A 22622-nucleotide genomic window follows, 5' to 3' on the forward strand; every position below is an offset into this window, starting at 1 on the left:
CATGATCCGCTTGCAGAGCTATCTCGCCGGGCGTTGGCAGGACGGCGCCGGTTCGGGCGCGCAGTTGAAGGACCCGGTCAGCGGCGAGGTGCTGGCCACCGCGTCCGGCGACGGCCTGGACATGGCAGAGGCGCTGGCCTATGCCCGGACCAAGGGCGGACCGGCGCTGCGTGCGCTCACCTTCGCCGCTCGCGCCGGGCTGATCAACGCGGTGGCCGGCGTGCTGGCCGAGAACCGCGAGCGCTATAACGCCATCGCGCTGGCCAATTCCGGCAACACGGCGATGGATGCGACGCTCGACGTGGACGGCGGCATCGGCACGCTCAAATACTACGCCTCCATCGGACGCAAGCTGGGCGAGGCAAAAATTCTGGCCGAGGCCTCCGACGACCAGCTGACCAAGGACGAGGCCTTCCGCGGCCGCCATATCTGGACCAGTTCGGCCCAGGTGGCCGTCCACATCAACGCCTTCAACTTCCCCTCCTGGGGGCTGTGGGAGAAGGCGGCGGTAAGCCTGCTGGCCGGCGTGCCCTTCCTGGCCAAGCCCGCCACCGCCACCTGTCTCTTGGCCTACGAGATGGTCAGGGATGTGGTGGCGGCCGGCGTGCTGCCCGAAGGCGCGATCTCGCTGTTGTGCGGCGGCGGGCGCGACCTGATGGACCATTTGCAGCCCGGCGACGTGGTGGCCTTCACCGGCTCGGCCGACACGGCGGAGCAGCTGCGCTCGCACCCCAACGTCATCCGTTCCAACATCCGCTTCGCGGTGGAGGCGGATTCCTTGAACCTCTGTGCCCTGGGGCCGGACGCTGCGCCCGATTCGGCCGAATTCGCCGCCTTCATCAAGGAAGTGTCGCGCGAGATGACCGTCAAGGCCGGGCAGAAATGCACCGCCATCCGCCGGGTGCTGGTGCCGGGCAACCGCGCCGACGCGGTGGTCGAGGCGCTGAAAGCCGCCCTGGCCAAGGCGGTAATGGGCGATCCCCGTACCGAGGGCGTGCGCATGGGCCCGCTGGTCAGCCGCTCCCAGGCCCAGGCCGCCTGGGCCGGGCTGGACAGGCTGAAGGCCGAGGCCCAGGTGGTGGCGGGCGGCGGTAACGACGATGGTGGTTGCTTCGTACCGCCGACGTTGCTGCTGTGCAACGACCCCCTTGCCGCCAAGGCCATTCACGAGATCGAGGTGTTCGGCCCCGTCGCCACCCTGATGCCCTATGACGGCGTCGAGCAGGCGGTGGAACTGGCCCGGAGGGGCGGCGGCTCGCTGGCGGCCTCGGTGTTCTCGGGCGACGGGGCCTTCCTGGCCGCCTTCGTTCCGGCTATCGCCACCCATCACGGCCGGGTCCTGGTGGTGGATGGTTCGGTGGCGTCCAGCCATTCCGGCCACGGCGTGGTCATGCCCCATTGCGTCCACGGCGGACCGGGCCGGGCCGGCGGCGGCGAGGAACTGGGTGGGCTTCGCGGCTTGCGCTTCTACATGCAGCGCTCGGCCATCCAGGGCAGCCGGGCCATGCTCGACGCCATGACCGAGGGCGCGGCGGTGGTCGCGCTCTGATCGTTTTGTCACCCTGAGCCGGTGGCGAAGGGTCTTTCACCCGATATCGGCGGCCGCCAGCGGCTGAAAGATCCCTCGCTTGCGCTCGGGATGACAAGCGAGGCGCGCCTCCCCACATGCAGGATAATGCAAGGCAATCGGCAAAACGGTACTTTAATACCAAATTGCTCTTGCGAACGATTCCAAACCTGCACTATAATGCATTCAGTCATTCCAACCGAGGCGGCACGCCCATGATCAACTTTCAAACCTCCCCCGAGAGCTATCGCCACTGGAAGCTGTCGTTCAACGGCCCGGTGGCGACGCTGACCATGGATGTGGACCCGGCTTCGACCCTGGCGCCGGGCTACGAGCTGAAGATGAATTCCTATGATCTCGGCGTGGACATCGAGCTGTACGACGCCGTGCAGCGCCTGCGCTTCGAGCATCCGGAAGTGCGCGCCGTGGTGATGGCGTCCGCCAACCCGAAGATCTTCTGCGCCGGCGCCAACATCAAGATGCTGGGCGTCTCTTCCCACGGCCACAAGGTGAACTTCTGCAAGTTCACCAACGAGACCCGCAACTCCATCGAGGACGCCACCGAGAACTCGCGCCAGACCTATCTGTGCGCGGTCAGCGGTACGGCGGCCGGCGGCGGCTACGAACTGGCTCTGGCCACCGACTACATCATGATGGTCGACGACGGCAACACGGCGGTCTCGCTGCCCGAAGTGCCGCTGCTGGCCGTGCTGCCCGGCACCGGCGGGCTGACCCGCGTGGTGGACAAGCGCAAGGTCCGCCGCGACCTGGCCGACATCTTCTGCTCCATCGAGGAGGGCGTGAAGGGCAAGCGCGCCGTGGAGTGGCGGCTGGTGGACGAGGTGGTCCCCTCGTCGAAGTTCAAGGCCGCCGTGGATGAACGCGCCGCCCAGCTGGCCGCCAAGTCCGACCGCCCGACGGGCGAGAAGGGCGTGACGCTCATCCCCGTCGCCCGCGTCATCGACGCCGACCGCGTCAGCTACCCCCACATCGACATCGTCTTCGACCGCGACACGCGGGCCGCCAACATCACGATCAAGGGCCCGAATTCCGCCTGTCCCGAGGGGCTGGCCGCCATCAAGGCCCAAGGCGTGGACTTCTATCCCCTGGCGCTGGCGCGCGAGCTGGACGATGCCATCCTGCACCTGCGCGCCAACGAGATCACCGTCGCCACCTGGGTGTTCCGCACCCAAGGCGATGCCGGTCTGGTGATGGGCTACGACGCCGCGTTGCAGAAGTTCGGGGCTTCGGACTGGCTGGTGCGCGAAACCCTGCTCTACTGGAAGCGGACCATGAAGAGGCTGGATGTCACCAGCCGCACCCTGTTCGCCCTGGTCGAGCCCGGTTCCTGCTTCGCCGGCTTCGTCGCCGAGATCCTGTTCGCCGCCGACCGTTCCTTCATGCTGGACGGCACCTTCGAGGACAATCCCGCCCCCGAGGCGACTATCCGTCTCTCCGGCCTCAACTTCGAAGGCCTGCCCATGGGCAACGGCATCTCGCGCCTCGCCACCCGCTTCCTGGGCGAGCCCGACAGTGTCGCCAAGGCGCGTGACACCATCGGCCAGGATCTGGACGCCGCCGCGGCGGCCAAGCTTGGCCTGGTTACCGGCACGCCCGACGACATCGATTGGGAGGACGAGATCCGTCTGATGATCGAGGAGCGGGCCGCCTTCTCGCCCGATTCGCTCACCGGCATGGAAGCCAATCTGCGCTTCGCCGGCCCCGAAACCATGGAAACCAAGATCTTCGGCCGCTTGACCGCCTGGCAGAACTGGATCTTCCAGCGCCCCAACGCCGTCGGCGATGGCGGAGCGCTCAAGCTCTACGGCACCGGCAAGCGTGCCGCCTACAATCAGGAAAGGGTGTAACCGTCATGTCCTCGATCAATTACGCCGAAAAGATCCCCAACAACGTCAACCTGTCCGAGGACCGGAAGCTGCAGCGCGCCCTGGAATCCTGGCAGCCCCACTACATCGACTGGTGGAAGGAAATGGGGCCCGAGGGCACCGCCACTTCCGAGGTCTACCTGCGCACCGCCATCTCGGCCGAGCCCGACGGCTGGGCCCAGTTCGGCCATGTGAAGATGGAGGATTACCGCTGGGGCATCTTCCTGGCGCCGCCGGAGAAGGACCGCAAGGTCAATTTCGGCGCCCACAAGGGCGAGGACGCCTGGCAGGAGGTTCCCGGCGAATACCGCGCCATGCTGCGCCGCCTGATCACCGTTCAGGGCGATACCGAGCCGGCCTCGGTGGAGCAGCAGCGCCTGCTGGGCAAGTGCTGCCCCTCGCTCTACGACCTGCGCAACCTGTTCCAGGTCAATGTGGAGGAAGGCCGCCACCTGTGGGCCATGGTCTACCTGCTGCACGCCCATTTCGGCAAGGACGGCCGCGAAGAGGCCGAGGAGATGCTGCAGCGCCGCTCGGGTGACGAGGACAAGCCGCGCATCCTGGGCGCCTTCAACGAAAAGACTGCCGACTGGCTGGCCTTCTTCATGTTCACCTTCATCACCGACCGCGACGGCAAGTACCAGCTGTGCGCGCTCGCCGAATCCGGCTTCGATCCGCTGTCGCGGTCCTGCCGCTTCATGCTGACCGAGGAAGCCCACCACATGTTCGTGGGTGAATCCGGCGTGGGCCGCATCATCGAGCGCGCCTGCCAGGTGATGAAGGAGAACCGCACCGACGACGTCCGCAAGTTCGGCGTCATTGACCTGCCCACCATCCAGCGCTACCTCAACTTCCACTACTCGGTGACCTCGGACCTCTACGGCGCCGAAGTCTCCACCAACGCGGCGACCTCGTACAACATGGGCCTCAAGGGCCGCTTCGAGGAGACCAAGATCGGCGACGACCACCAGCTGGAAAACACCACCTACTCGGTGCTCCATCCGGTGAGCGGCGGCTTCCAGGCCATCGAGGTCCCGGCCTTGAACGCGCTCAACGAGCGTCTGCGCCTGGACTGGGCCGAGGACGTGGCCAAGGGCGTCGAGCGCTGGAACAAGATCATCGCCAAGTACGGCATCGATTTCAGGCTGACCCTGCCGCACCTGGCCTTCAACCGCGCCATCGGCCACTTCTCCGACATCGCGGTCGATCCGTCCGGCAAGGTCATCTCGACGGAAGAGTTCGAACGCCGCCGCGACGAGTGGCTGCCGTCCCAGTCCGACCTGGCCTATGTCCAGTCGCTGATGGGCGGCGCGGTGACCCAGCCCGGCAAGTTCGCCAACTGGATCGCTCCGCCGGCCCGTGGCATCAACAACCAGGCGGTGGACTTCGACTACGTCCGGTTTGCGTAAGACAAAACCCCTCCCCCCGCCACAGGTGGGGGGAGGCTGGGAGGAGGGCCCCCACCCCGCCCCTCCCCCAGCAAAGCCGGGGGAGGGAGATTCGGAAAGGGCCGCCGCCATGGAACTCAAACGCCAGCATCTCATCGACCCGGTGGTCTGCATCCGCTGCAACACCTGCGAGGAAACCTGCCCCCAGGACGCCATCACCCACGACCGCAACAACTACGTGGTGATGGCCGAGAAGTGCAATTTCTGCCGTGCCTGCGTCTCGCCGTGCCCCACCGGGGCCATCGACAACTGGCTGCTGGTGTCCAGGCCCTGGAGCATCGACGACCAGTATGGCTGGGAGGAATTGCCGGTGGGCGAGACCGGCCCCGGCGAGGCCGAAGCGCCCGCCCTGGCCCCCGAGGAGGTGAGTGACCTGCTGGCCGCCGCCACGGCGACGACGGGGCCGTCGGTGCCGCCGCCCGCCAGCGCGGCCAAGCCCTACACCAACCTCTATTCCCGCGAAAAGCCGGTGACCGCGCGGGTCGCCGGCAACATGCGCATCACCGGCGACGGCACCGAATCCGACATCCACCACGTGGTGCTCGACTTCTCGCACAACGCCTTTCCCTTCCTGGAAGGCCAGAGCATCGGCATCGTGCCGCCGGGCACCGACGCCAAGGGCCGCGCCTACAACATCAGGCTTTACTCCATCGCGTCCCCCCGGGAAGGCGAGCGCACCGGCTTCAACAATCTGGCGCTGACGGTGAAAAGGGTGCCGGGCGGTATCGGCTCCAACTATGTCTGCGACCTGAAGAAGGGCGACGAGGTGAGCGTGGCCGGTCCCTTCGGCCAGGCTTTCCTGATGCCCGACGACCCGGATGCCAACATCATCATGATCTGCACCGGCACCGGGGCGGCGCCCTTCCGGGGCTTCACCGAACGCCGCCGCCGCAATGCCCAGGATGCCTCGGGCAAGCTGATGCTGTTCTTCGGCGCCCGCACGCCGGAAGAGCTTCCCTATTTCGGGCCGCTGATGAAGCTGCCCAAAAGCCTGATCGACGTGAACCTGGCCTTCTCGCGGGTGCCCGAGCAGCCCAAGCAATACGTCCAGGACAAGCTGCGCGAGCGGGCCGACGAACTGGCCGCCCTGCTGGGATCGGACAAGACCCACGTGTTCATCTGCGGCCTGAAGGGCATGGAGCAGGGCTGCGACGAGGCCTTCGCCGATATCTGCCGCCTGCACGGCCTGGACTGGGCGGGCCTGCGGCCGCGCATGCGCGAGGAAGGGCGCTACCATGTCGAAACCTACTGAGCTGGAAGAGATCGAGGCCATCGAGGGCGGCGTCTTCGTCCATCGTCGCCGGGTCCATTTCGGCGATTCGGACGCGGCGCGCATCGTCTACACGCCGCGCTTCCTGGAATACGCCATGGAGGCGCTGGAAGTCTTCATGGCCGACGTCATCGGCTATGACTGGTACACCATCAACAAGGAGCACGGCTTGGGCACGCCCTTCGTCAAGATCGGCATGGAGATCAAGGCCCCCTTACGCCCCGGCGACCGGGTGGACATCGCGGTGCTGGTCGACAAGGTGGGCGGCTCCTCCATCCATTTCCGCACCATCGGCAAGCGCGGCGACGACGTGGTCGCCTTCGAGACCAGCTTCGTCTGCGTCGTCGCCGATCAGGAAAAGGTGAAGGCGGTTCCCATGCCCGGTCCCATGCGGGCCCGCCTCGAAGCCTATCGCGCCCAACTGGCGGAGGCCGCCGCATAATGACCGAATCCGTTCTGGTCGCCCGCTCGGGCGATGTCACCACCATCACCCTGAACCGTCCCGAACGCGTCAACGCCTTCAATGTCGCCATGCATGGGGCGCTTCGATCCGCCATCGCCCACGCGGCCGAGGACGGCACGCGCTGTCTGGTGATCACCGGGGCGGGCAAGGGCTTTTGCGCCGGCCAGGACCTGTCCGACCGGGTGTCCAAGCCCGGCGATCCGCCCCCCGACCTGGGGGAATCGCTCGACGCCCGCTACAACCCGCTGATCCGGGCCATCAAGGCCCTGCCCATGCCGGTGATCTGCGCCGTCAACGGCGTTGCCGCCGGCGCAGGCGCCAATCTGGCGCTGGCCTGCGACATCGTGGTGGCGGCCAAATCCGCCGCCTTCGTCCAGAGCTTCTGCAAGGTGGGCCTGGTCCCCGATTCGGGCGGCACCTGGACCCTGCCGCGTCTGGTGGGCAATGCCCGGGCCACGGCGCTGATGATGCTGGGCGACAAGGTGACGGCCGAGCAGGCCGCCCAGTGGGGCATGATCTGGCAATGCGTCGATGACGACCAGCTGTTGCCCCAGGTGCTGGCCATGGCGGCCCAACTGGCGTCCCAGCCGACACGGGGCCTCGCCCTCATGAAGAAGGCCCTGGCCCGGTCCGGCGCCAATACGCTGGACGCCCAGCTGGACCTGGAACGCGACCTCCAGGCCGAAGCGGGGCGCACCCACGATTATGCCGAAGGGGTGCGGGCCTTCATGGAAAAGCGGGCGCCGAAGTTCCTGGGGCGGTGATTCCTTGATGTATCGTCCCTACATGTATTTGGAATGACTTTCAGGAGGGCGGCATGGCCGAACGGTCGTTCCAGCATGAAATCGGGTTGCTGCGCTTAGGCGAAGGCGAGACCTTCCGGGGCGAGGGCATCCTGGCGGTGACCAAGGCGCTGCTGCAATCGGGCGTCACCTATGTGGGCGGCTATCAGGGCGCGCCCGTCTCGCACCTGATGGACGTGCTGATCGACGCCGAGGACCTGCTGGCCGAGCTGGGCGTGCATGTGGAGGCTGCCACCAACGAGGCCGGGGCGGCCGCTTTGCTGGCTGCCTCGCTGGCCTATCCGGTGCGGGGCGCGGTCACCTGGAAATCGGTGGTGGGCACCAACGTGGCCTCGGATGCGCTGTCCAACCTGGCCTCGCCCGGCGTCATCGGCGGCGCGCTGATTATCATCGGCGAGGATTACGGCGACGGGGCAAGCGTTATTCAGGAGCGCAGCCACGCCTTCGCCATGAAGTCGTCCCTGTGGCTCTTAGACCCGCGCCCCCATCTGCCCACCATCGTCCATATGGTGGAAAAGGGCTTCGAACTGTCGGAGGCCAGTAACACCCCGGTGATGGTGGAGTTGCGCATCAAGGCCTGCCACGTCACCGGCAGCTTCAAGACCAAGGCCAACAAGCCGGGCGCCGCGCTGCAGGCCCCCGCCGCCTTCGATTATGGGCGGCTGTCCCATCCGCCCAGCACCTTCGCCCACGAGGCGGCCAAGGTGGCGCATCGCCTGCCGGCGGCACGCGCCTTCATCCGCGAGCATCAACTCAACGAACTCTTCCCCGGCAGCCGTTCGGACGTGGGCATCATCGTCCAGGGCGGCCTCTACAATTCCCTGATGCGCGCCCTGGCCAAGCTTGGGCTCGCCGACGCGCTGGGTCATTCCCAGATCCCCATCTACTGCCTCAACGTCACCTGGCCGCTGGTGCCCGAGGAGGTGGCGGAGTTCTGCGCCGGCAAGCAATCGGTGCTGATGGTCGAGGAAGGCACGCCGGAATACCTGGAACAGACCCTGTCGCTGATGATGCGCCAGGCCGACATCCAGACGGAGCTTCATGGCAAGGACTGCCTGCCCCAGGCCGGCGAGTACACCGCCGACGTGCTGGCCGCCGGGCTGGCGAAATTCCTGGGCTCCGAACCGGCCCAGGCCATCGTCAATCAGGTTGACGCGCGGCGCAAGGCGGCCTCCACCCTGCTGGACAAGGATTTACCCGGCCGCCCGCCCGGCTTTTGCACCGGCTGTCCCGAGCGTCCGGTGTTCAGCGCCTTGAAGCTGGCGCAGAAGGAGGTGGGCCAGACTCACGTTTCCGCCGATATCGGTTGCCATTCCTTCGGCACCCTGCCGCCGTTCTCCATGGGCAATTCCATCTTAGGCTTCGGCATGAGCCTCGCCTCCTCGGCGGCGGTGGGCGCGGTCACCGGCAAGCGGCCGGTGGCGGTGATGGGCGATGGCGGCTTCTGGCACAACGGCATCATCTCGGGCGTGGCCGGCAACCTGTTCAACAAGGGCGACGGCGTGCTGGTCATCCTGCAGAACGGCTACACCTCGGCGACGGGGCAGCAATTCATGCCCTCGACCCTGGCCGAGGGACATCGCAACGAAACCCCCATGGACATCGAGGCGACGCTGAAGGTCATGGGGGTGAAGTGGCTGCGCAAGGTGCGCTCCTACTCGGTCGCCACCATGCGCGAGACGCTCAAGGACGCCATCAAGGGGGCGGGCAAGGGCCTGCGGGTCATCATCGCCGATGGCGAATGCCAGCTGGCCCGCCAGCGCCGCGTCAAGGCCGAGGACGCCGCCAAGCTGAAGGCGGGGGAACGGGTGGTGCGCGTGCGCTATGGCGTCGATGACGACATCTGTTCCGGCGACCACGCCTGCATCCGGCTGTCGGGCTGCCCGTCGCTGACCATCAAGCCCAACCCCGACCCGTTGCGGGACGATCCGGTCGCCTCGGTGATCCAGTCCTGCGTCGGCTGCGGGCTGTGCGGCGAGGTGGCCCACGCCGCAGCACTCTGTCCCTCCTTCTGGCGGGCCGAGGTGATTCAGAACCCCAGCCGCTTCGACCTCTGGCTGGACGGTTTGCGCCGCCGGGTCATCGGCTGGATGCAGGGGAGGGCGCGGGCATGAATCTAGGGGCGCGACGTACACCAGACGCGCAGGAAGCGGGTCTCGACGGGGCCGCCGGTGCCGGGCTCCACGGGCTGGGGTTTCAGGACGTCCTGGGCCAAGTAGTCGCAGCGGAGCATCAGGCCGGGGACCTTGAGAACGATACTGCGGCCACGGCCCTGGGGACCGCGATAGGAACAGGTCAGTTTGGCGTCCCTCACATGCCATTTTTCCAGGTATTCGGTTTCATGCCAGATGTCTCCTCGCCGCACGACGTCGGCATCCATTTCGTCGCCGGCATTGCTTCCCGCCCCACTCAATATGTGCGTGGGGTTCTCGGGATCCTTCAGTGGGCATTCCACCACCCCGGGAAACGCCGGAGTGGTGGTGAGGATGAGGACAAGCATGGACAGAAAACGCAGCATGGCGATGTCTCCATCATCATGCTGCCACACTCACTTGCGTTTGATAACCGAGTACCGTTCGGCTCGGCCCCGGAACGGAATATGCCGTCGATCCGGCTCAAGCCCGTTCGACTGGTCCAGCACCCACATCCCGGTCTGCCCCTCGTGGAGGCCGTATTCCAGGAAGATGGCGGCATGATTGCCCCTGGCCCGGTTCGGATATCGATAGTTCTCGAAGGTGGCGATGGGCGTGCCGCGTTCCAGCGGCGGATTGCCGTAGCTCAGAATGGGAGGGCCTTCGTGCCAGTCGGCGGCACGGCCCACTTCGGGGGCCAGATGCTTGACCAGGGCGACGCATTCCTTGCTTTCGCCTACCTGCTTACCGCCGGCGATGGCCTTCGCCATCTTGGCGTCGATGTCCTTGACCACATATCCGTGCTCGGACGCGGTCTCGGACCAGCGGCCGTGATCGTCGCGGGGCTGGGCGGGGTCGTAAGGGTTCGGCATGGCGGCTCTCCAATGAAAAAGGCCGCCCGACGGGGGCGGCCTGTTGCTGGACGGAGTGGTGGCGTTGATGGGCAAAGCCTAGCCGCCAACGACATTGTTGTCAATTTGTTCTCGTTTGGAAGGAGGGCGGCATGAACGTCGCGACCCGTCCCCTGTGCCTGGTCGTCGCCGCCATGGGCGGCGAGGGCGGCGGCGTGCTCACCGACTGGATTGTCGAGGCGGCCAACGCCTCGGGCCTCGCGGTGCAAAGCACCTCGGTGCCGGGCGTGGCCCAGCGCACCGGCGCCACCACCTATTACGTCGAGATCTTCCCCACGCCCCTGGCCGAGCTGGGCGATGCCGAGCCGATCCTGGCCCTGTCGCCGTCGGTGGGCGAGGTGGATTTGATCGTCGCCACCGAGCTGATGGAGGCGGCGCGCAGCGTAACGCGGGGCTGGTCCGGCCCCGACCGCACCCATCTGATCGCCTCGACCCACCGGGTCCACGCGATGGCCGAGAAGATGGAGATGGGCGACGGCCGCTATGATTCCGAGCACTTGCTGGCCGCCATCGCCGCCGGCACAAGCGACCGCCTGCTGTTCGACATGGAGCAGGCGGCCAGATCGGCGGGCTGCGTGATCAACGCCGTGTTGCTGGGCGCGGTGGCGGGCAGCGGCCGTCTGCCCATTCCGCCTGAGACCTTCGAAGAGCAGATTGTCGCCTCGGGCAAGGCGGTGGAAAGCAACCTCAAGGGCTTCCGCCTGGGGCTGGCGGCGGCCCGGGGCGAGGTTCCCGCCGCGCCGCCCGCCTCCCACAAGCGCCCCCATGCCGAGGTGGCGGGGGCCGAGGCGGTGTTCGCCCGGCTCGACGTCCTGCCGGCGGGCGCCCGCGCCGTGGCCCAGGAAGGGGTGAAGCGTCTGGTCGCCTATCAGGATGTCCGCTACGCCCGGCTTTACGCCGAGCGGCTGGAGGCCCTGGCCGCCGCCACCAGCGACGAGGCGGTGCTGGCCCGCGCCGCCAAATATCTGGCGGTGCGCATGAGCTTCGAGGACGTCATCCATGTGGCGCGCCTGAAGACAGCGCCCGAGCGCCTGGAGCGTATCCGTGCCGAGATCGCCGCCCGCCCCGGCCAGCCGGTGGTGGTCAAGGACTTCCTCAAGCCCGGCCTGGAAGAGGTCTGCGCCCTGCTGCCCGGCTTCCTGGCCCGGCCCATTCTCGATGCCGCCCACCGGGGCGGCTGGGCCGACAAGGTGGCCTGGGGGCGTCAGGTCAATGCCAACGGCATTCTGGGCTATGCCTCGCTGCGGCTGCTGGCGGGCCTCAAGCCCTGGCGGCGCTTCTCCCACCGCTTCACCCAGGAGCAGGCGGGAATCGAGGACTGGCTGGCCGCCTTGGCCGCCGCCGCCCGCCTGTCGCCCGCTCTCGGCATCGAAGTCGCCGAATGCGCCCGCCTGATCAAGGGCTATGGCGAGACCTGGAGACGCGGTACCGCCAATTTCCAGCGTATCCGCGATGGCGTCATCGCCCCGGCGGCCGCCGGGCGCTGGCCGCTGGCCTTCGCCCTGGACGCGCTGGCCAATGCCCGTGCCGCCGCCCTGGCCGACCCGGAGGGCGCGCGCCTGGAGCGCACCCTGGTGGCTATCGGGGAAAAGGCAGCGGCGTAAGCCCGATTGACAGTGGGGGCTTGCCCGAAGATTCTGGCGGCATGAAAGCCCTGGCCGCCTGTCTCCTCTGCCTGCTGCCCACCCTTGCCGTGGCCGAGCCCCTGCGCCTGCAGGGCTATGCCGAGGGCGAATATGTGCGAATCGGCCCGACCGGGTCCGGTCTTTTGGCCCAAATCATGGTGAAGGACGGTGATCGGGTAGCGGCCGGCGCGCCGCTGTTCGCGCTGGATACCGTCATCGAGCGCGCCGCCCGCGATCAGGCCAGGGCCGATCTGGAGCGGGCCGAGGCGCAGCTGGCCGATTTGCACAAGGGCAAGCGGCCCGACGAACTGAAATCCATCGCCGAGCAGAAGGCCCAGGCCCAGGCGGCGCTCAGGCTGTCCGAGGTGACCTTGAAGCGCCAGGACGTGCTGGCGCGCAACGACTTCGCCTCGCGCGCCAGATTGGACGAGGCCAGGGCGGCGCTGGAGCGCGACCGCGCCCAGGTGCGCCGCCTGGAAGCCGAGTACCGCACCGCGCTCTTAGGGGCCCGGCCCGACGAGATCGCGGCGCAGGACGCCCTGGTGGGCCAGAAGCGTCTGGAACTGGCCAAGGCGGAAAAGCGTCTGGCCGACCTTGCCCCCCTGGCCCCCGCCGACGCACTGGTGGAGAAGGTCTATTACCGCCCCGGCGAGTTCGTGCCCGCCGGGCAGCCGGTGGTGTCGCTGCTGCCGCCGGGCAACGTCAAGCTGGTGTTCTTTCTGCCCGAGCCCCGGCTGGGCGCGCTGAAGGTGGGGGACGCAATCGGCTATGGCTGCGACCGCTGCGCCGCCGGAGAGGCGAAGGTGAGCTTCATCGCCGCCCAGGCGGAATACACGCCCCCGGTCATCTATTCCGTGGAAAGCCGCGACAAGCTGGTGTTCCGCGTCGAGGCCAGGGCGGCCGGGCTGGCGCTTAATCCCGGCCAGCCGGTGGACGTCGTGGTGCCGGCCAAGTGAACGGCGCGGCGGCCATCGACGTCCAGGGGCTGGAGAAGCGCTTTTCGGGCCGCGCCGTGGTCCGCGACTTCTCCATCCTGGTGCCTAAGGGGCGCATCTTCGGCTTTCTGGGGCCCAACGGTTCGGGCAAGACCACCACCATCCGCATGCTGTGCGGCCTGCTGACCCCCGATGCCGGGCGGGGCACCTGCCTTGGCCTCGACATCCGGACACAGGCGGACGAGATCAAGCGCCGGGTCGGCTACATGACCCAGAAGTTCTCGTTCTACGAGGACCTGACCATCGCCGAGAACCTGGATTTCGTCGCCCGCGTCTACGGCCTGGACCGCCGCAGGCAGCGGGTCGACGAAGCGCTGGAAGGTCTCGGTCTGGCCGAGCGTCGCCGCCAGCTGGCCGGGACGCTGTCGGGGGGCTGGAAGCAGCGTCTGGCCCTGGCCGCCTGCGTGCTGCACGAGCCCGAGCTGCTGCTGCTCGACGAGCCCACCGCCGGCGTCGATCCCAAGGCGCGGCGCGATTTCTGGGACCATATCCACCGGCTGGCTGCCGACGGCATGACCGTGCTGGTCAGCACCCATTACATGGACGAGGCCGAGCGCTGCCACGAGATCAGCTATCTCGCCTATGGCCGCCTGATGGTGCGCGGCACGGTGGCCGAGGTGATCAAGGGCTCGGGCCTGGTGACCTGGCTGGTGGAAGGCGACGGCGCCGACCGGCTGGCATCCAGCATGGAGGGGCGGCCCGGCATCGCCATGGCGGCGCCCTTCGGCAACGCGCTGCATGTGAGCGGCACCGACGGGGCCGCCCTGGAAGCCGCCATCGCGCCCTGGCGCCACCAGCCCTCTTTGGTGTGGAGCCGCACCGAGCCCAGCCTGGAGGACGTGTTCATCCACCTGATGGGCCAGGCGGAGGACAATTTCCGATGAACGGGTCCTTCTCCTGGTCGCGGCTGATGGCGGTGATGGTCAAGGAGGTCATCCAGATGCGCCGCGACCGCCTGACCTTCGCCATGATGGTGCTGGTGCCGCTGCTGCAACTGGTGCTGTTCGGCTATGCCATCAATTCCGATCCCAAGGCGCTGCCCACCCTGGTCAATGTGCAGGAGGCCGGCCCCTTCGCCCGCGCCCTGGTGGCGGGGTTGGGCAATTCCTCGTATTTCCGCGTGGTGGGCGAGGTCCGCTCCGAAGCCGAGGCCGAGCGCTGGCTGGCCACCGGCGATGCCCAGTTCGTGGTGACCGTACCGGCCGGGTTCGAGGCCGCCCTGGCGCGCGGCGAGCGGCCGGCCGTGCTGCTGGAGGCCGACGCCACCGACCCGGCGTCCGCCTCCAACGCGGTGGCGGCGGCCGCCGCGCTGGTACGCAACGTCTTCGATGCCGAACTTGCCGGCCCGCTGGCGCACCTGAAGGCGCAGCCCGATCCCGTCGATCTGCGCGTCCACCGGCGCTACAACCCGGAAGGCATCAGCCAGTACAACATCGTGCCTGGACTGATGGGGGTGATCCTCACCATGACCATGGTCATGATGACGGCGCTGGCGGTGACGCGCGAGCGCGAGCGCGGCACCATGGAAAACCTGCTGGCCATGCCGGTACGGCCGCTGGAGGTGATGGTCGGCAAGATCCTGCCCTATATCGGGGTGGGCTATGTCCAGGTGGTGGTCATCGTCGCCTCGGGCCGCTGGATGTTCGGGGTGCCGCTGATGGGCAGCCTGACGCTTCTGACCGTGGCGCTTTTGCTGTTCATCGCGTCCAACCTGACGGTGGGCTTCACCTTTTCCACCGTGGCCCGCAACCAGTTGCAGGCCATGCAGATGAGCTTCTTCTTCTTCCTGCCCTCCATTCTGCTGTCGGGCTTCATGTTTCCGTTCCGTGGCATGCCGGTCTGGGCCCAGTGGATCGGCGAGATCTTTCCGCTGACCCATTTCCTGCGCGTGGTGCGCGGCATTCTCTTGAAAGGCAACGGCGTGGCCGAGATCTGGCCCGAGATGTGGCCGATCATCGCCTTCGTGCTGGCCAGCGCCGCACTGGCCATGAAGCAGTACCGCCAGACCCTGGATTAACCAATCCCGGCGGTAAAGTAAGGTCTTGCAAAGCTTGACTTCCGGGGCGGGACAAGCCCAATCTTTGCATCTTTCCGAAGGGGAGCCCTTTAGGGGGCTGAGAGGCCGGTCCATGTGCCGGCGACCCTTGGAACCTGATCCGGGTCATTCCGGCGAAGGGATCGGACCTTATCCAAGCTTCCGCCCGCCTTTCGCCCGGACCCTGCCCGCCGCCCAAGCGAGGAAGCACGCCGATGTCCGAGTCCGCCCTGAAGATCACCACCGGAGCCCTGCCGGGTTCGCGCAAGATTTACGTCGAGGGGTCGCGCCCCGACATCCGGGTGGCCATGCGCGAGATCGACCAGACGCCGGGCTGCGGCGAGCCGCCGGTTCGGGTCTACGACTGCTCTGGCCCCTATACCGATCCGGCGCTGTCGGTGGACATCACCAAGGGCGTGCCGCGCCTGCGGGAAAAGTGGATCCTGGAACGCGGCGACGTCGAGCATTACGAGGGCCGGGCCCACAAGCCCGAGGATGACGGCCTCAAGCCCGGCGAGGTGATCGGCGTGCCGGTGTTCGACCGCGCCGCCCTTGGCCTGCGCCCCCTGCGCGCCAAGGCGGGCAAGGCGCCGACCCAGCTGGCCTATGCCCGGGCCGGCATCATCACGCCCGAGATGGAATACGTGGCCATCCGCGAGAACATGAAGCGGGCCGAGCTGCACGCCCAGGTGGTGCGCGACGGCGAGGATTTCGGCGCCGACATCCCCGACGAGGTGACCCCGGAATTCGTGCGCGCCGAGATTGCGCGCGGCCGCGCCGTGCTGCCGGCCAACGTCAACCACCCGGAAGCCGAGCCCATGATCATCGGGCGCAACTTCCTCACCAAGATCAACGCCAATATCGGCAATTCCGCCGTGGCCTCCTCGGTGGAGGAGGAGGTGGAGAAGATGGTGTGGGCCACCCGCTGGGGCGCCGACACCGTCATGGACCTGTCGACGGGCCGCCACATCCACGCCACCCGCGAATGGATCATCCGCAACAGCCCCGTTCCCATCGGCACCGTGCCGATCTATCAGGCGCTGGAGAAGGTGGACGGCAAGGCCGAGGAGCTGACCTGGGACATCTTCCGCGACACCCTGATCGAGCAGGCCGAGCAGGGCGTGGACTATTTCACCATCCATGCCGGCGTGCTGCTGCGCTACATCCCGCTGACGGCGAAGCGGACCACCGGCATCGTGTCGCGCGGCGGCTCGATCATGGCCAAGTGGTGCCTGGCGCACCACAAGGAGAACTTCCTCTACACCCACTTCGAGGACATCTGCGAACTGTTGAAGGCCTATGACGTGGGCTTCTCGCTGGGCGACGGGTTGCGGCCCGGCTCCATCGCCGACGCCAACGACGCCGCCCAGTTCGGCGAGCTGGAGACCCTGGGCGAGCTGACCCACAAGGCCTGGGCCCACGACTGCCAGGTGATCATCGAGGGTCCCGGCCACGTGCCCATGCACAAGATCAAGAAGAACGTCGAGAAGCAGATCGAGCTGTGCGGCGAGGCGCCGTTCTACACCCTCGGGCCGCTGGTTACCGACATCGCGCCGGGCTACGACCACATCACCTCGGCCATCGGCGCGGCCATGATCGGCTGGTTCGGCACCGCCATGCTCTGCTACGTGACGCCCAAGGAGCATCTGGGCCTGCCCGACAAGCAGGACGTGCGCGAAGGCGTGGTCACCTACAAGCTGGCCGCCCATGCCGCCGATCTGGCCAAGGGTCATCCCGGCGCCCAGGTGCGCGACAATGCCCTGTCCAAGGCCCGCTTCGAGTTCCGCTGGAAGGACCAGTTCAACCTGTCGCTGGACCCGGAGAAGGCGCTGGCTTTCCATGACCAGCACCTGCCGGCGGAAGGCGCCAAGCTGGCCCATTTCTGCTCCATGTGCGGCCCGAAATTCTGCTCCATGAAGATCAGCCAGGAGGTGCGCGATTTCGCCGCCGAACAGGGCATGGCCGAGATGAGCGAGAAGTTCGTGGCCGAGGGCGCCGAGATCTACCACACCGAACCGGGCAACGCCGCCCAGCAGGCCAAGCCGGCGGCGGAATGATCGGTGCGGGCGGGACGCCCGCGCTCCAACCAACCGGAGCGCGGGCGTCCCGCCCGCTTTCGTCCTACCGCCTTTCCTCCGCGGCGAACAGGATGGCCAGGGTCTCGGTCACCCCCGGCGGCACGTGGCGGGCTTCGTCGAACACCGTGTGCAGCAGGTCGGCCTTGGCGAAGTCGGCCCCGTCCAGCTCGGCCCGCACGAAGCGGGCGAAGCGCGCCGAGGCTCCCGACAGCCGCGCGCCCTTGAGGTTGGCGTCGGTGAAATCGGCCCCTTCGGCCGCCGCGCCGGTCATGTCGGCCCCCGACAGGTCGGCTCCCACCAGCCGGGCTTCCTCGAACACCCCGCGCAGCATGTAGACGCCGGACAGCCTGGCCCCCGATAAATCGGCCCGCTCCATCAGCACGTCCTTGAGATAGGCGCCCTTGAAATCGGCTCCCATCAGCTTGGTGCCGATCAGATTGGCGCCGAACAGGTAGGTGTCGCTGAGGTCGGCCCCGCCCATTTCCGCTCCGTCGAAGGTGGCGTGGAACAGGTCGGCCCCGGCGAACACCGCCCCCTTCAGGCTGGCCCCGGCCAGATTGGCCCATTTCAGGTTGGCCTTGGCGAAACGCACTCCGTCCAGCTTGGCGCCGCGTAAATCGGCGTTCTCCAGCATGGCGCCCGAGAAGTCGCAGGCCCTGAGGTCGGCACGGGGGGCGGGGCTGCACTGGGCGGCGGCTTCGCCCGTCCAGAACATCGCGATGATCGGGAACAGATAGATCCGCCGCATGGCCCCCTCCCGCTTGTGCCGGTGATTACCCACATGGGGAGAAGGTGTTTGGGCTTAAAGAGGTGTATGACTTATATGTTATGAAGCTTTGTTTCATCTAGTTCCAAAATACGCAAATTCACGGATTACCCTTATGCGCGCCAGGGCTTATGCTAAAAGGCTAGGTGTGGAGTCGCATGAGGTTGTTCCCGGTCAGACCGATTCGGCTGATGGGTGTCTGCGCCTTGAGGCTACCATGAGGCCGATGCCAGTTGTATCGGTGGAGCCATCGCGGCAGTTCTTCGGCGCGCTGGTCTGATGTTTCGTAGGCTTGGGCATAAGCCCATTCGCGAAGCGCGGTCTGGATGAAACGTTCAGCCTTGCCGTTGGTTTTGGGCGTGTAGGGCCTGGTGCGGATATGCTTAAGGCCATGTCGGGCGCAAGCCTCGCGGAACACCTTGGATTTGTAGCAGGAGCCGTTGTCGGTCATGACGCGCTGGACGGTCACGCCCAGGGTCTTGTAATAGGCCAGGGCGGCCTCCAGGAAGGAGGCGGCGGTTTCCTGCTTTTCATCGGCCATGATCTTGCTGAAGGCAACGCGGGAAGCGTCGTCGATGCAGACGTGGACGCACTCCCAGCCGATCCCGCGGCTTCTGCCCATGGCAGTGCGGACGCCGGTAAAGCGATGTCCGGCCGCCCTGAATTTCCCCAGCTTCTTGGTATCGAGGTGGATCATTTCCCCCGGCGCGTCGCGTTGGTAGCGCACAATCGGCGGAGCCGGTTCCAGTGACTTCAGGCGGTTCATGCCCAGGCGACCGAGGATGCGGAAGACTGTCGCCTTGGACCGCCCAACCAAGGCCCCGATCTGCTCGCCTGTCAGGCGCCGGCGCCGTAGCACCGCAATTTGCTCGGCAAGGGGCACGGGCGTTCGTGTCGGGGACCGGTGCGGACGCGATGACCGATCCTGAAGGCCGCACAGCCCTTCACTCTTAAAACGTTTGACCCACTTGCGAACGGTCCGCGAGCTCACCCCCATAGCGGTGGCCACCGCCATGGGGGTGAGCTTTTCGTCCAAAACCCGCCGCACCAGAATTCCTCGACCTGCCGGGGTCAGCAGCGCATTCTTGTGGATGCCCATTCGATCCTCCTGGGATAGCCAAAGTGTCGCAACTTCAGCTTCCTCGGTTCAGATCGAGTGGGCAACCTCCTGAGACTTCACAGCTAGGTATTTGTCGCCGCATATGCAATTAGGCGGGGCCGACGCCTCTATTTGGGGAATCAGACCATGGCTAATCTCAACGTTTCCGGACGGATTTACGCAGGTTTCGGCCTCATTGTCCTGCTTCTTTTGGCGCTCGCTGGAATTTCCATTTCTACCCTGGGTTCATCGAAAACGCAAATCGACAAATATGCCGGCGTCTCCGACAACGCCCAGCGGGTGTTGAGCGTCAACGGCAACTTCGCCAATATCCGCCGCAACGTCATCGTCTTCGCCGACAATGCCGACCCCAAGACCCTGGAGCAGATCCGCCGGATTCAGCCGGCCATCGCCAAGACCCTGCCGGAAGCCATTGCCGCGACCGCCGATCCGGGGCGCAAGGCCAGCCTGACCAAGATGCAGGAGCTGTTCACCGCCTACATGGCCGGTTTCGACAAGGTCGCCGACCTGCGCAAGAGCAAGCTGGATCTGGTTGAGGGCCGCATGAACGTGGTTGGCGTGGCGGCGCGCAAGGATCTGACCCAGATCATCAAGACCGCCATGGACGACGGCGATTACGAGGCGGCCGCCCTGGCCGGAATCGCGCAGGAATCGCTGATGCTGGCCCGGGTCAACGCCATCAAGTATCTGGCCGATCCCAGCGACGAGTTGGTCAAGGTGGCCGAGAAGGAGGTCGCCGATTTCGTCAAGGAGGCTGAGGCGCTGACCAAGCGGCTGCGCAACCCCGAGCGCAAGCGCCTGGCCGGCGAGGCCGAGGCCAACGCCAAGGCCTATAGTGCCGCCTTCGCCCAGGTGGTCGTCGCCACCCACGCGCTGGACACCCTGGTGTTCAAGGACATGGCCGCCATGGCCGCCCAGTTCGCCGACCTGGCCGATCAGACGGTCAAGTCCCAGGACGAGGCCATGCATCACCAGAAGGAGGACACCGAGTCCGCCATGTCGCGCAGTTCCTCCATCACCTGGACGGGCTCGGCCATCGCCGTGGGTCTGGCCGTGCTGCTGTCCTGGCTGATCGCGCGCTCCATCGTCGTGCCGCTGTCCGCCATGACCGGGGCCATGACCGAATTGTCCAAGGGCAACAAGACCGTCGACATCCCGGCGCGCGAGCGCACCGACGAGATCGGCGCCATGGCCCAGGCCATGGAGATCTTCAAGGAAAACACCCTCAAGATGGACAAGCTGCAGGCCGAGCAGGAGGCGAACAAGGCCAAGGCCGAAACCGACCGCAAGGCGGCGCTCCATCACATGGCCGACACCTTCGAGGAAAGCGTCGGCAAGGTGGTCCAGACGGTGACCTCGGCCGCCACCGAGCTGCAGGGCGCGTCCAGCCAGATGGCCGGCACCGCCCACGAGACCAGCGCCCAGGCCACCACCGTCGCCTCGGCGGCGACCCAGGCCTCGGCCAATGTCGAGACGGTGGCCGCCGCCACCGAGGAACTGGCCGCCTCCATCTCGGAAATCGCCAAGCAGGTGGAACGCTCGCAGGCCGTCGCCAGCCGGGCCGAACAGGAGGCCGACAACACCACGTCGCAGGTCCGCGCCCTGTCCGAGAATGTCGGCCGCATCGGCGAGGTGGTGGTGCTGATCAACGATATCGCCGCCCAGACCAACCTGCTGGCTCTGAACGCCACCATCGAGGCGGCGCGGGCCGGCGACGCCGGCAAGGGCTTCGCGGTGGTCGCCAACGAGGTCAAGAACCTCGCCAACCAGACCGCCAAGGCCACCGACGAGATCGCCAGCCAGATCAAGGCGGTTCAGGAAGGCACCGGCAACGCGGTGAAGGCCATCGACACCATCTCCAAGGTCATTTCGGAGATGGGCGAGATCAGCGCCTCGGTCGCCTCCGCCGTGCAGGAACAGACCGCCGCCACCGCGGAGATCGCCCGCAACGTCGAACAGGCCGCCGCCGGCACCGCCGAGGTGTCGAGCAACATCAATTCGGTGGAACAGGCCGCGCGCGAGACCGGCCACGCCGCCGAGCAGATCAGCGAATCGGCCACCGACCTGTCCAAGCAGGCCGAGTATCTGCGCGCCGAGGTCGCCCGCTTCCTGCATCAGGTGCGCGCCGACAAGGCCGACATGAAGATCCTGGAATGGGACAACGCGCTGAACACCGGCGTGGCCTCCATCGACCGGCATCACCAGGATATGTACGCCGAAATCAACCGCTTCTACGGCGAGATGATGAGCGGCAACGGCGCCGCCGCCATCCAGGGCATCCTGGGGCAGGTGGCCAAGTCCTTCGAGCCCCACTTCAAGGACGAGGAAGAGGTGATGACCCGCAACGCCTTCCCGGGCATCGAGGAGCATCGCCGCCGCCACCGCGAGTTCTTCGACAAGTTCGAAGGCCTGAAGCGCGAGGTGGAGGCCGGCAAGGAGGGCGCCACCGGCAAGCTGTTCCAGTTCGTCGCCGGCTGGCTGAAGGACCATATCCGCCACGAGGACGGCAAGATCGCCGCCTTCCTGCGCGAGAAGAAGGTCGCCTAGGTTTGACGCTCTGGCCGCCCCCCGGATTTGCTCCGGGGGGCGGCGCATGAGATCATGGCCGGACGGTTGAGTCCGGAGGCCCCCTTGAACCTCAAGCAGCTGGAATATTTCGTCCGCGTGGCCGAGCTGGGCAGCTTCAGCAAGGCGGCCATGGTCTTGGACATCGCCCAGCCCGCTTTGTCGCGCCAGGTGCGCCAGCTGGAAACCGATCTTTCCACCAACCTCTTGATCCGCACCGGGCGCGGCGTGGCGCTGACCGAGGCCGGGTCGCGCCTGTTCGAGCATGCGGTGGGCATCCTGCAATCGGTGGAGCGGGCCACCGAGGACATGGAATCGGCGCGCGGCGAGCCGGCGGGGCGCATCGTCATCGGCCTGCCGCCCAGCATCGGACGCCGCCTGATCCTGCCCCTGGTGGAAGGCTTCCGCGCCACCCTGCCCAAGGCCCGCCTCGCCGTGGTCGAGGGCCTGTCCACCCATGTCACCGAATGGATCGCCACCGGCCGGGTCGATCTGGGCCTGGTCCACAATCCCGAGCCCAACCCGGCCATCGAGGTGTCGCGCCTGCTCGATGAACCTCTGGGGCTGGTCGGCCCGGCGGGCGAGAGTTCCCGGACCCTGCGCTGGGCCGAGCTGGGCGCCTATCCCCTGATCCTGCCCGAACGTTCGCACGCCATGCGCAAGCTGCTGGAGACCCAGGCGGCCTTCGCCGGCGTGCGGCTCAAGGTGGTGATGGAGGTGTCGTCCATCCCCTCCATCCTCGATCTGGTGGCCGCCGGCCACGGCCATGCGGTGCTGACCGAGACGGCGCTGGCCTCGTGGCGGCGCGCCGGCGATTTCAGCCTGCGCCGTCTGGTGGACCCTTCGGTGGCCAGCACCTTGTTCATGGCGGTCTCCGCCCACAAGCCGATCACGCCGCTGGGGCGGCGCGCCATGGTGCTGTTGCGGGATTTGGTCAAAACCGAAATTGGCTGAAACG

At 66.9% G+C, this 22622-nt stretch carries 18 protein-coding genes and 1 riboswitch; of the genes, 14 read left to right on the forward strand and 4 right to left on the reverse strand.

The features are described from left to right. Position 1: 1 nt before the first annotated feature. From XM1_RS04925 to XM1_RS04955, 7 genes are all read left to right on the forward strand, one after another. Positions 2–1549, forward strand: a complete 1548-nt coding sequence (locus XM1_RS04925) for a 3,4-dehydroadipyl-CoA semialdehyde dehydrogenase (protein ID WP_068430647.1) — start codon at positions 2–4, stop codon at positions 1547–1549. A 233-nt stretch (positions 1550–1782) separates the two neighbouring features. After that, positions 1783–3435 carry a 2,3-epoxybenzoyl-CoA dihydrolase gene (gene boxC, locus XM1_RS04930; protein WP_068430650.1) on the forward strand — a complete coding sequence of 551 codons (1653 nt, stop codon included), beginning with the start codon at positions 1783–1785 and terminating at the stop codon, positions 3433–3435. A 5-nt stretch (positions 3436–3440) separates the two neighbouring features. Further along, positions 3441–4862 carry a benzoyl-CoA 2,3-epoxidase subunit BoxB gene (gene boxB / locus XM1_RS04935; RefSeq protein WP_068430653.1) on the forward strand — a complete coding sequence of 474 codons (1422 nt, stop codon included), beginning with the start codon at positions 3441–3443 and terminating at the stop codon, positions 4860–4862. Positions 4863–4971: 109 nt separating this feature from the next. Next, positions 4972–6153, forward strand: a complete 1182-nt coding sequence (gene boxA / locus XM1_RS04940) for a benzoyl-CoA 2,3-epoxidase subunit BoxA (protein WP_068430656.1) — start codon at positions 4972–4974, stop codon at positions 6151–6153. Continuing rightward, positions 6137–6613 carry a thioesterase family protein gene (locus XM1_RS04945; RefSeq protein ID WP_068430659.1) on the forward strand — a complete coding sequence of 159 codons (477 nt, stop codon included), beginning with the start codon at positions 6137–6139 and terminating at the stop codon, positions 6611–6613. The genes boxA and XM1_RS04945 overlap by 17 nt, the downstream gene beginning before the upstream one ends. Next, complete coding sequence (gene paaG, locus XM1_RS04950; RefSeq protein ID WP_068430662.1) at positions 6613–7398, forward strand: 2-(1,2-epoxy-1,2-dihydrophenyl)acetyl-CoA isomerase PaaG; 786 nt, start codon at positions 6613–6615, stop codon at positions 7396–7398. Before XM1_RS04945 ends, paaG begins: the two co-directional genes overlap by 1 nt. A gap of 53 nt (positions 7399–7451) precedes the next feature. Then, on the forward strand, positions 7452–9551 hold the full coding sequence (locus tag XM1_RS04955; protein WP_068430665.1) for an indolepyruvate ferredoxin oxidoreductase subunit alpha: 2100 nt from the start codon (positions 7452–7454) through the stop codon (positions 9549–9551). Positions 9552–9553: 2 nt separating this feature from the next. On the opposite strand, the gene XM1_RS04960 is transcribed toward XM1_RS04955, so the two are convergent. Together XM1_RS04960 and XM1_RS04965 are read right to left on the reverse strand one after the other, a co-directional pair. Beyond that, positions 9554–9955 (reverse strand): hypothetical protein, encoded by a 402-nt coding sequence (locus XM1_RS04960; RefSeq protein ID WP_068430668.1) that lies wholly within the window; start codon positions 9953–9955, stop codon positions 9554–9556. A gap of 30 nt (positions 9956–9985) precedes the next feature. Continuing rightward, complete coding sequence (locus XM1_RS04965; protein WP_068430671.1) at positions 9986–10441, reverse strand: BPSL0067 family protein; 456 nt, start codon at positions 10439–10441, stop codon at positions 9986–9988. 131 nt (positions 10442–10572) lie between these two features. Between XM1_RS04965 and XM1_RS04970 the strand changes: the two genes are divergently transcribed. From XM1_RS04970 to thiC, 5 genes are all read left to right on the forward strand, one after another. Then, a complete protein-coding gene (locus XM1_RS04970) occupies positions 10573–12084 on the forward strand; it encodes an indolepyruvate oxidoreductase subunit beta family protein (RefSeq protein WP_082700383.1) in 1512 nt (503 codons plus the stop codon). A 41-nt stretch (positions 12085–12125) separates the two neighbouring features. Further along, positions 12126–13061 (forward strand): HlyD family secretion protein, encoded by a 936-nt coding sequence (locus XM1_RS04975; RefSeq protein WP_068430674.1) that lies wholly within the window; start codon positions 12126–12128, stop codon positions 13059–13061. Next, positions 13058–13984: an ABC transporter ATP-binding protein gene (locus tag XM1_RS04980; RefSeq protein WP_068430676.1), complete on the forward strand. Its 927-nt coding sequence runs from the start codon at positions 13058–13060 to the stop codon at positions 13982–13984. The genes XM1_RS04975 and XM1_RS04980 overlap by 4 nt, the downstream gene beginning before the upstream one ends. After that, complete coding sequence (locus tag XM1_RS04985) at positions 13981–15117, forward strand: ABC transporter permease (protein WP_068430679.1); 1137 nt, start codon at positions 13981–13983, stop codon at positions 15115–15117. Before XM1_RS04980 ends, XM1_RS04985 begins: the two co-directional genes overlap by 4 nt. A gap of 68 nt (positions 15118–15185) precedes the next feature. Beyond that, positions 15186–15295, forward strand: a riboswitch (TPP riboswitch). A 55-nt stretch (positions 15296–15350) separates the two neighbouring features. Further along, the gene (gene thiC / locus XM1_RS04990) at positions 15351–17192 is read left to right on the forward strand and encodes a phosphomethylpyrimidine synthase ThiC (protein WP_068430682.1); all 1842 of its coding nucleotides are present in this window, start codon (positions 15351–15353) and stop codon (positions 17190–17192) included. 64 nt (positions 17193–17256) lie between these two features. Here the strand turns inward: thiC and XM1_RS04995 are convergent, their stop codons facing one another. Then, a complete protein-coding gene (locus XM1_RS04995) occupies positions 17257–17961 on the reverse strand; it encodes a pentapeptide repeat-containing protein (protein WP_068430685.1) in 705 nt (234 codons plus the stop codon). 160 nt (positions 17962–18121) lie between these two features. Continuing rightward, a complete protein-coding gene (locus XM1_RS05000; protein ID WP_068430688.1) occupies positions 18122–19078 on the reverse strand; it encodes an IS481 family transposase in 957 nt (318 codons plus the stop codon). Positions 19079–19225: 147 nt separating this feature from the next. Between XM1_RS05000 and XM1_RS05005 the strand changes: the two genes are divergently transcribed. Continuing rightward, positions 19226–21646: a bacteriohemerythrin gene (locus XM1_RS05005; protein WP_068430691.1), complete on the forward strand. Its 2421-nt coding sequence runs from the start codon at positions 19226–19228 to the stop codon at positions 21644–21646. An 84-nt stretch (positions 21647–21730) separates the two neighbouring features. Then, positions 21731–22618: a LysR family transcriptional regulator gene (locus XM1_RS05010; protein WP_068430695.1), complete on the forward strand. Its 888-nt coding sequence runs from the start codon at positions 21731–21733 to the stop codon at positions 22616–22618. The last annotated feature ends 4 nt before the right edge of the window (positions 22619–22622 follow it).

The organism is Magnetospirillum sp. XM-1 (genome assembly GCF_001511835.1).
GTDB lineage: Bacteria > Pseudomonadota > Alphaproteobacteria > Rhodospirillales > Magnetospirillaceae > Phaeospirillum.

Coding starts and splice junctions, on each gene's coding strand:
- XM1_RS04925 (WP_068430647.1), top strand. CDS start 2: ATGATCCGCTTGCAGAGCTATCTCGCCGGGCGTTGGCAGGACGGCGCC.
- boxC (WP_068430650.1), top strand. CDS start 1,783: ATGATCAACTTTCAAACCTCCCCCGAGAGCTATCGCCACTGGAAGCTG.
- boxB (WP_068430653.1), top strand. CDS start 3,441: ATGTCCTCGATCAATTACGCCGAAAAGATCCCCAACAACGTCAACCTG.
- boxA (WP_068430656.1), top strand. CDS start 4,972: ATGGAACTCAAACGCCAGCATCTCATCGACCCGGTGGTCTGCATCCGC.
- XM1_RS04945 (WP_068430659.1), top strand. CDS start 6,137: ATGTCGAAACCTACTGAGCTGGAAGAGATCGAGGCCATCGAGGGCGGC.
- paaG (WP_068430662.1), top strand. CDS start 6,613: ATGACCGAATCCGTTCTGGTCGCCCGCTCGGGCGATGTCACCACCATC.
- XM1_RS04955 (WP_068430665.1), top strand. CDS start 7,452: ATGGCCGAACGGTCGTTCCAGCATGAAATCGGGTTGCTGCGCTTAGGC.
- XM1_RS04960 (WP_068430668.1), bottom strand. CDS start 9,955: ATGCTGCGTTTTCTGTCCATGCTTGTCCTCATCCTCACCACCACTCCG.
- XM1_RS04965 (WP_068430671.1), bottom strand. CDS start 10,441: ATGCCGAACCCTTACGACCCCGCCCAGCCCCGCGACGATCACGGCCGC.
- XM1_RS04970 (WP_082700383.1), top strand. CDS start 10,573: ATGAACGTCGCGACCCGTCCCCTGTGCCTGGTCGTCGCCGCCATGGGC.
- XM1_RS04975 (WP_068430674.1), top strand. CDS start 12,126: ATGAAAGCCCTGGCCGCCTGTCTCCTCTGCCTGCTGCCCACCCTTGCC.
- XM1_RS04985 (WP_068430679.1), top strand. CDS start 13,981: ATGAACGGGTCCTTCTCCTGGTCGCGGCTGATGGCGGTGATGGTCAAG.
- thiC (WP_068430682.1), top strand. CDS start 15,351: ATGTCCGAGTCCGCCCTGAAGATCACCACCGGAGCCCTGCCGGGTTCG.
- XM1_RS04995 (WP_068430685.1), bottom strand. CDS start 17,961: ATGCGGCGGATCTATCTGTTCCCGATCATCGCGATGTTCTGGACGGGC.
- XM1_RS05000 (WP_068430688.1), bottom strand. CDS start 19,078: ATGGGCATCCACAAGAATGCGCTGCTGACCCCGGCAGGTCGAGGAATT.
- XM1_RS05005 (WP_068430691.1), top strand. CDS start 19,226: ATGGCTAATCTCAACGTTTCCGGACGGATTTACGCAGGTTTCGGCCTC.